Origin of the sequence: Bacteroides sp. 4_1_36, assembly GCF_003466325.1 — a bacterium.
In the GTDB taxonomy this organism is placed as follows: domain Bacteria; phylum Bacteroidota; class Bacteroidia; order Bacteroidales; family Bacteroidaceae; genus Bacteroides; species Bacteroides uniformis.
Genome location: NZ_QSOX01000012.1, coordinates 153,609 through 160,461, shown reverse-complemented (window position 1 = coordinate 160,461; position 6,853 = coordinate 153,609). Strand labels below are relative to the sequence as shown.

Genomic DNA, 6,853 nt, shown 5'->3' with positions numbered 1-6,853 from the left:
TCTACTGATATCGGTTATAAAAAGAAAAAGCGTCTAGCTAAATCAGGAAAAGACATTACCTTCTAATGTAAAGCCGTTTACCATAGGGTGTAACGGCCGTTACTCCATATTGTAACGGTCGTTACACCATAGTGTAAAGCCTTTTACCTCGTAGTGTAAATGAAGTTACCGTTTGGGGTAACCGGAGTTATCATGTGAGGTGACCGGAGCCGTCATGTGAAGTCGTACTCTTCTACATAAGCGTCGAAGTACTCCGCCCGTTGGAGTCCTAAGTTACGGGCAATTGCAATGACTTGTTGCTGCTCGGTTGGTGAGAGCAAAGTTTCCCCTTTCCGCTTCTGATAATATCTTCGGATACCCCATAAGCCGATGAGCCGGTAGCGGAACGTGCCGGACTGGCCGACAGAGATGGCTTCTGCCGTATGGATAAAGCCTTTGGCATAGCGCACTTTCTTATTCGAGCAATAATATTTGCATTTTCCCGCTGTGGACTCTATTGCTTTCGGATTCAGTACATATAGGAAGATGTTGTTTGAGGGTGCATACGTATATGCAATCCGGCGCAGGCAGGTGTCAGTATAAGGGCATGTGTCAGTAGCGCATAAGCCGAAGTTATGGGGAACTTTGGAATAATCGAAAGTTTCTTCTTTCATCATTTTTTTGTTTAAAGTACCGCAAAGGTACAATTAGTTTGGAGATTGATGGGTGCTTCACCTGATATTTGTTTTATCCCGAAAATATTATGTATTTTACGTAACGTGAAATGCGTAACGTAAAACATGGAATCATTCCGCCTTCCGGTTTCCGTATTTCGTCCTCCCCATTCCGCACCCCGTCCGTAAATGCTTCCCGCTTACTTGCCGCAGGACTATATTTGCAGAAAACATTTGCATATTCCCATGAAGACAAACTCTGTGATTCTATTGGTGTTGTGGCTTGCGGCGTGGCCGTTCTGCTGCCGGGGGCAAGGCTATATCAGTTACGACTATCTGCCCGAAAGTTCGTTGAAGGATGACCTCGGCAACGAGTATGGTTCGGGCAGCTTGATGATGGTATCGGGAAGGTATAACCTGCCGCTTTCCGTCAGGCATGACGACAAGGGCAGGCTGGTGGCGTGGTCGGCAACCGTCAATGCTGCCTATGGCGTATTCCATAATAAGGGGCAGGCGCGGGAGTTGAATCCGGACAATCTGCTGAATGCCAGTCTGAATATCTCCCACATCCGTCCCCTGTCCGACAAGTGGAGTATCATAGCCTCTGTGGGCGGCGGTGTCTATGCCCCGTTGGACGGGGTTTCCATGAAGACCCTACTGGCTAATGGAGCAATCATCTTTGTCTATAAACTGCGGAAGAACCTCGACTTGGGCATCGGTGCGGGGTTGACGAACTCTTACGGTATCCCGATGATACTGCCCATGATGTACTTCAGTTGGAGGAATGCCGGCAGGTATGAGCTGAAAGTGGATATGTCCAGCGGCATGAAAGTGTCCGTCGCCACCTGGCTGAACAAGAAGCTGAAGCTGGAACTGACCGCCCTCGATATGGACGGCATGTCTGCCGTGATGGAAGTCGACGGGAAATCGAAAATCTATTCTACCGTCATGCTGAGGTCATACATCAGTCCTTCGTACCAGTTGAGTAGGAAGACGGCTGTTTATCTGGGAGTGGGCGGTAACTGGATACGCGGGATAAGTATGTCGGACCGTAGTTTGAAAGGTTTTCTCAATAACTTCAAGAACGATGAGGACGAGCCTTGCTTCAGACCGACTCTGCGCCTGACGGTGGGATTCAGGTATACGTTGAAATGACAAATGCCATTTTAGTAAAGACAAGAGGTAAAATGGTATCTTTGTCGCAATAACAGACACGTTTTATGGTAAAGTATTTATTAGTAGAAGATGAGCGCTTCGCCTACGAAGAGCTGAAGCGTATGATGCAACGGCTGCGCCCTTCCTGGCAGTTGGCGGGCTGGGCAGAGAGCGTGGAGCAGGCTGTACTGCTCTTGCGTCAGGGCAGCCTGGACTTGATGATTGTAGATATCCGCTTGTCCGACGGGTTGAGCTTTGAGATATTCGAGCAGTGTCCCGTCGATTTGCCCGTTATCTTCACCACCGCCTACGACGAATATGCCATCAAGGCTTTCAAGGTAAACAGCATCGACTATCTGCTGAAACCCATTGAAGAAAGCGACCTAGAAGCAGCCTTGTGCAAGTTCGAGCGCAACAGTGCCCTCCGTTCTGCGGCTCCCGAATATCGGCAACTGGAACTCGGCTACTTGGCAGCCAACAAGAAGAACCGTTTTCTGGTGCAGGTGGGCGATACCTTCCGCTACGTAGAAACTCCGGATGTCGCTTTCTTTTATAGTGAGGACAAGCTGACTTATCTGCACCTCTTCTCCGGGAAACGGCATATCATCAGCTACTCGCTGGACCAGTTGGAGGGAATGCTGGATAGGGATGTTTTCTTTAGGGTTTCAAGGAGCTGCATATCCAACATTAGGTCCATCCGGAAGAGTTCCAGGTACTTCGGCAGTCGCTTGAAGCTTTACTTCGAGCCGGAGTGCCCGCACGAGGTATTGGTGAGCCGCAGTCGCGTGGCCGATTTCTTGAAATGGGTGGACGGAGTGGTATGAGTTATAAGTTATGAGGCATAAGAGATACATATTCCTTTTTATACTGACGGTTTCCGTCTCGTTGCTTGTCATAGGGTGCGTTTATAACGTCATCAGCGGTAAGCCGTGGTATGCGAATATCATGGTGCAGTTCTTTCTGAATCTTCCTTTGTGCATAGGGCTGGGGTTCATCGACTTTGGGGTTATCAACTTGATATATAAAAGACTGAAACAGCGCAACAATGCGGTGAGGATTCTGGTGGATATTGTGTTGACCACTGCACTGGCTGTTCTGTTGACGTACATCTTGAACTTCCTGCTGATGGGCGGGCATGGAAATTTCTGGCATATCCTGAGAAACTCCCTGCCGGTAGTGCCGTGGAACTGGATTATCGTTCTGCAGATAGAGATATTCTTCTATAGCCTGCAACGTTCGGAGATGGAGAAGCAGATGGCTGTCATCGAGAAGGAGAAGGCGCTGTATCAGTTCGAGGTGCTGAAAAACCAGATTAATCCTCATTTCTTATTCAATAGTCTGAATGTCCTTGCCTCCCTTGCTTATCAGGATGCCGAAAAGACGAACCGGTTTGCCAAGAAGCTGTCTACGGTGTACCGCTATCTGCTTACTACGCACGGCAGGGCTATGGTGACCGTGCAGGAAGAGCTGGCGTTCGTAGAGTCGTACTTATACCTGGAGCATATCCGCTTTGGCGATGCACTGCATGTGGAGATAGAAGATGATTTGCGGAATCATCATTGTCTCGTCATTCCTGCCAGCATACAGATGCTTGTGGAGAATGCCTTGAAGCATAATATCAGTACAAAGAAGTCGCCGCTGATAGTCCATATATCCATAGGAAACGAAGGGATTACGGTGCGCAACAATCTTCAGTTGCGTAATTATGTGACCAGTAACGGAGCGGGATTGAAGAACCTGCAACGGCAGTATGCCCTATACGGCACGCTGGTGGAGATTCTTAAGGACGAAAAGGAGTTTGTGGTGAAACTTCCCTTTGTGGGCGGAGACGTGAACCGCCTCAACACAATATAGTACTCTTCCCGAAGAAGAATCTGGAAACGTGTATCTTGTCCATAGCCCACGCCATACCCATGCAGCCGCTAAGAGTGAAGGCGGTGGCAGTGACAAGGAACAGCATCCCCGTAGGGTCGAAGGCGAACACGGGCAGAAACGCCTTGGACAGAATGGTGAAAATGGGTGAGAAAAGGAGTATGACCAGCGTATTGCGCCCTATAAAGAAGGCAAGCCGTTTGGCTTGTGCCGGCAGATAGCCGTAGGCTGCCAACAGCAGGCTGATGGAAAGCCAGGTGATGGCGACTCCTGCCAGAGTACCCCTTATCCAGATTGGCGGGAAAACAGCATAGTATTACGAATGGAACAATGGCGAAGGTTGTGGCGCGAAAGACTTGTGTAAAACGAAGCCCGCTTTGGCTCACTGTCATGCCGATAAGGAAATAGAGGGCATTGGAGAAGTTCATCAATCCTCCCCAATGGGAAAGGGCAAACAGGCAGACACCGGTCACAACCAGCCGGGAGACAACCGACAGCCTTACATAGCGGAATGTGATATAATAGATGAGGCTGCACAGAATCAGTGTATGCAGATACCAGTAAGGCCCCATCGGATGGAGGAATATCTTGTCGAGCAATACGGTAGGAGTAATGGCATCTACACTTTCGCGTACGGGCAGGAAATGCGACATCACCGTATAGGCCGCCTCCATGCAGGCATACGGAATGAAAATCCATAGAAACTTGCGGAGAAAGCTTCGGGCATCCTTCCGGTTATTGGCCAGATAGCCCGAAATAATCAGGAAAGCGGACATGTGGAACGTATAGACGATTTGTTTCGCATACGGATACTTGTCGCCTATATATACAAGGTGGAAGATAATCATCAAGGTGATGAAGATGCATTTCAGATAATCTATCTCTTTGACACGGCTTTCCATATAGGGTAGTTTTCTGCGTATTGTTATTGATGGCACAAATATATATACTTCCGTAAACTTATTTATATTTTGCAAAGGGATTAAGCTTATTTTCTCTTTTACCGATTGCTTTTATGTATGGAAAATGTATATTTGTGCATGAATCATTAACTTAATGTAAAACAGACTATGATAACAAGCCAATTACTTCACCCGGCCAGTATTGTGGTAGTGGGGGCATCCAACAATGTACACAAACCCGGAGGGGCTATCCTGAAAAATCTGCTTAGCGGCGGATATACCGGTGAGCTTCGTGCCGTGAATCCGAAAGAGACTGAAGTGCAGGGTGTTGCTGCCTTTGCGGATGTGAAGGACATTCCCGATACGGACCTTGCCATCCTTGCCATACCTGCCGCGCTTTGTCCCGATGCGGTGGAGATGCTTGCTGCGGAGAAGCAGGTGAAGGCGTTCATTATCCTTTCTGCCGGTTTTGGTGAGGAGACCCATGAGGGTGCTGTGCTGGAAGATCGCATACTGGAAACGGTGAACCGGTATGGAGCCTCTCTGATAGGCCCCAACTGTATCGGTTTTATGAACTCGTGGCATCACAGTGTATTCAGCCAGCCCATCCCGCAACTGCATCCGCAAGGGGTGGACCTGATTTCCAGCTCCGGTGCCACAGCGGTGTTCATATTGGAGAGCGCCGTAACCAAGGGATTGCAATTCAACTCTGTATGGTCTGTGGGCAATGCCAAGCAAATCGGCGTGGAGGATGTGTTGCAATACATGGACGAACACTTCAATCCGGAAGCAGATTCCAGAATAAAACTTCTTTATATAGAGAGTATCGGTGACCCCGACCGTCTGCTGTTTCATGCATCCTCGCTCATCAAGAAGGGCTGTAAGATTGCGGCCATCAAGGCGGGCAGTAGCGAAAGCGGCAGCCGGGCGGCGAGTTCGCATACGGGGGCCATTGCCAGTAGCGATTCGGCGGTAGAGGCCTTGTTCCGTAAGGCGGGTATTGTGCGTTGCTATTCGCGCGAGGAGCTGACGACCGTAGGTTGTATCTTCACACTGCCGGAACTGAAAGGGAAAAACTTCGCCATCATTACCCATGCCGGCGGTCCGGGAGTGATGCTGACCGATGCATTGAGTAAGGGTGGACTGAATGTTCCGAAACTGGAAGGACCGGTGGCGGAGGAACTTAAGGGTAAGCTTTTCCCCGGTGCGGCTGTGGGGAATCCCATTGATATTCTGGCTACGGGTACGCCGGAACATCTGCGCCTCTGTCTGGAGTATTGTGAGGAGAAGTTTGACAATATTGATGCTGTAATGGCTATTTTCGGCACTCCGGGGCTGGTGACCATGTTTGAAATGTATGATGTGCTGCACGAGAAGATGCTGCATTGCAAGAAGCCGATTTTTCCGATTCTTCCTTCCATCAATACGGCAGGAGCCGAGGTTGCTGCTTTTCTGGCAAAAGGCCATGTGAACTTTGCCGATGAAGTGACTTTGGGTACGGCACTTTCGCGGATAATGAATGCCCCGCGGCCTGCCAATAATGAAATCGAGCTCTTTGGAGTGGATGTTCCCCGTATCCGCCGGATTATAGATTCCATTCCTGCGGACGGTTATATCGCCCCGCACTATGTGCAGGCATTGCTCCGCTCTGCAGGTATTCCTATTGTGGAGGAGTTTGTTTCGGACAACAAGGAAGAAGTGCTTGCCTTTGCGCGTCGCACGGGGTTCCCGGTGGTGGCAAAGGTGGTGGGGCCGGTGCATAAGTCGGATGTGGGCGGTGTTGTGCTCAATATCAAGAGTGAACAGCATTTGGCATTGGAATTCGACCGTATGATGCAGATTCCCGAAGCTAGTGCTATCATGGTGCAGCCGATGCTGAAGGGTACGGAATTGTTTATCGGTGCCAAATATGAAGAGAAGTTCGGACATGTGGTACTCTGCGGTCTGGGCGGTATTTTTGTGGAGGTGCTGAAGGATATATCTTCTGGTCTTGCACCGTTGTCCTACGAGGAGGCTTACTCCATGATTCACTCGTTGCGTGCCTATAAGATTATCAAAGGTACGCGTGGGCAGAAGGGAGTGAATGAAGATAAATTTGCCGAAATTATTGTACGGCTTTCCACCTTGCTGCGCTTTGCAACGGAAATCAAGGAGATGGATATCAATCCATTGTTGGCGACTGAAAAGCAGGTGATAGCGGTGGATGCGCGCATTCGGATAGAAAAGAAGTAGGAAATATTGCAGCTCTAAATCCCCCTTATCTAGCGAGAT

At 49.3% G+C, this 6,853-nt stretch carries 5 protein-coding genes and 1 pseudogene; 4 read left to right on the top strand and 2 right to left on the bottom strand.

Features of this window, described 5'->3' with window-relative positions; translation table 11 throughout:
• Positions 1-212 precede the first annotated feature (212 nt).
• The gene (locus DXD65_RS13060) at positions 213-653 is read right to left on the bottom strand and encodes a DUF6078 family protein (protein ID WP_005834355.1); all 441 of its coding nucleotides are present in this window, start codon (positions 651-653) and stop codon (positions 213-215) included.
• Between the two features lie 246 nt (positions 654-899).
• On the opposite strand from DXD65_RS13060, the gene DXD65_RS13050 reads away from it, so the two are divergent.
• The 3 genes from DXD65_RS13050 to DXD65_RS13040 all read left to right on the top strand — a co-directional run bounded on the left by DXD65_RS13050 (position 900) and on the right by DXD65_RS13040 (position 3,662).
• Positions 900-1,808, top strand: coding sequence for a DUF6268 family outer membrane beta-barrel protein (locus DXD65_RS13050; RefSeq protein WP_005834356.1), 909 nt, complete (start codon positions 900-902; stop codon positions 1,806-1,808).
• A 65-nt stretch (positions 1,809-1,873) separates the two neighbouring features.
• Positions 1,874-2,632 carry a LytR/AlgR family response regulator transcription factor gene (locus DXD65_RS13045; protein ID WP_117887712.1) on the top strand — a complete coding sequence of 253 codons (759 nt, stop codon included), beginning with the start codon at positions 1,874-1,876 and terminating at the stop codon, positions 2,630-2,632.
• 10 nt (positions 2,633-2,642) lie between these two features.
• Positions 2,643-3,662 carry a sensor histidine kinase gene (locus DXD65_RS13040; RefSeq protein WP_057281444.1) on the top strand — a complete coding sequence of 340 codons (1,020 nt, stop codon included), beginning with the start codon at positions 2,643-2,645 and terminating at the stop codon, positions 3,660-3,662.
• Here the strand turns inward: DXD65_RS13040 and DXD65_RS13035 are convergent.
• Positions 3,649-4,582 (bottom strand): annotated as a pseudogene (locus DXD65_RS13035) (acyltransferase family protein). The gene DXD65_RS13040 and the pseudogene DXD65_RS13035 sit on opposite strands and share 14 nt — an antisense overlap.
• Positions 4,583-4,750: 168 nt before the next feature.
• On the opposite strand from DXD65_RS13035, the gene DXD65_RS13030 reads away from it, so the two are divergent.
• Positions 4,751-6,814, top strand: coding sequence for an acetate--CoA ligase family protein (locus DXD65_RS13030; protein WP_008662517.1), 2,064 nt, complete (start codon positions 4,751-4,753; stop codon positions 6,812-6,814).
• The last annotated feature ends 39 nt before the right edge of the window (positions 6,815-6,853 follow it).

Excerpts from the sequence above, each read along its gene's own strand:
- DXD65_RS13060 (WP_005834355.1), bottom strand. The coding sequence starts at position 653 with ATGAAAGAAGAAACTTTCGATTATTCCAAAGTTCCCCATAACTTCGGC.
- DXD65_RS13050 (WP_005834356.1), top strand. The coding sequence starts at position 900 with ATGAAGACAAACTCTGTGATTCTATTGGTGTTGTGGCTTGCGGCGTGG.
- DXD65_RS13045 (WP_117887712.1), top strand. The coding sequence starts at position 1,874 with ATGGTAAAGTATTTATTAGTAGAAGATGAGCGCTTCGCCTACGAAGAG.
- DXD65_RS13040 (WP_057281444.1), top strand. The coding sequence starts at position 2,643 with ATGAGGCATAAGAGATACATATTCCTTTTTATACTGACGGTTTCCGTC.
- DXD65_RS13030 (WP_008662517.1), top strand. The coding sequence starts at position 4,751 with ATGATAACAAGCCAATTACTTCACCCGGCCAGTATTGTGGTAGTGGGG.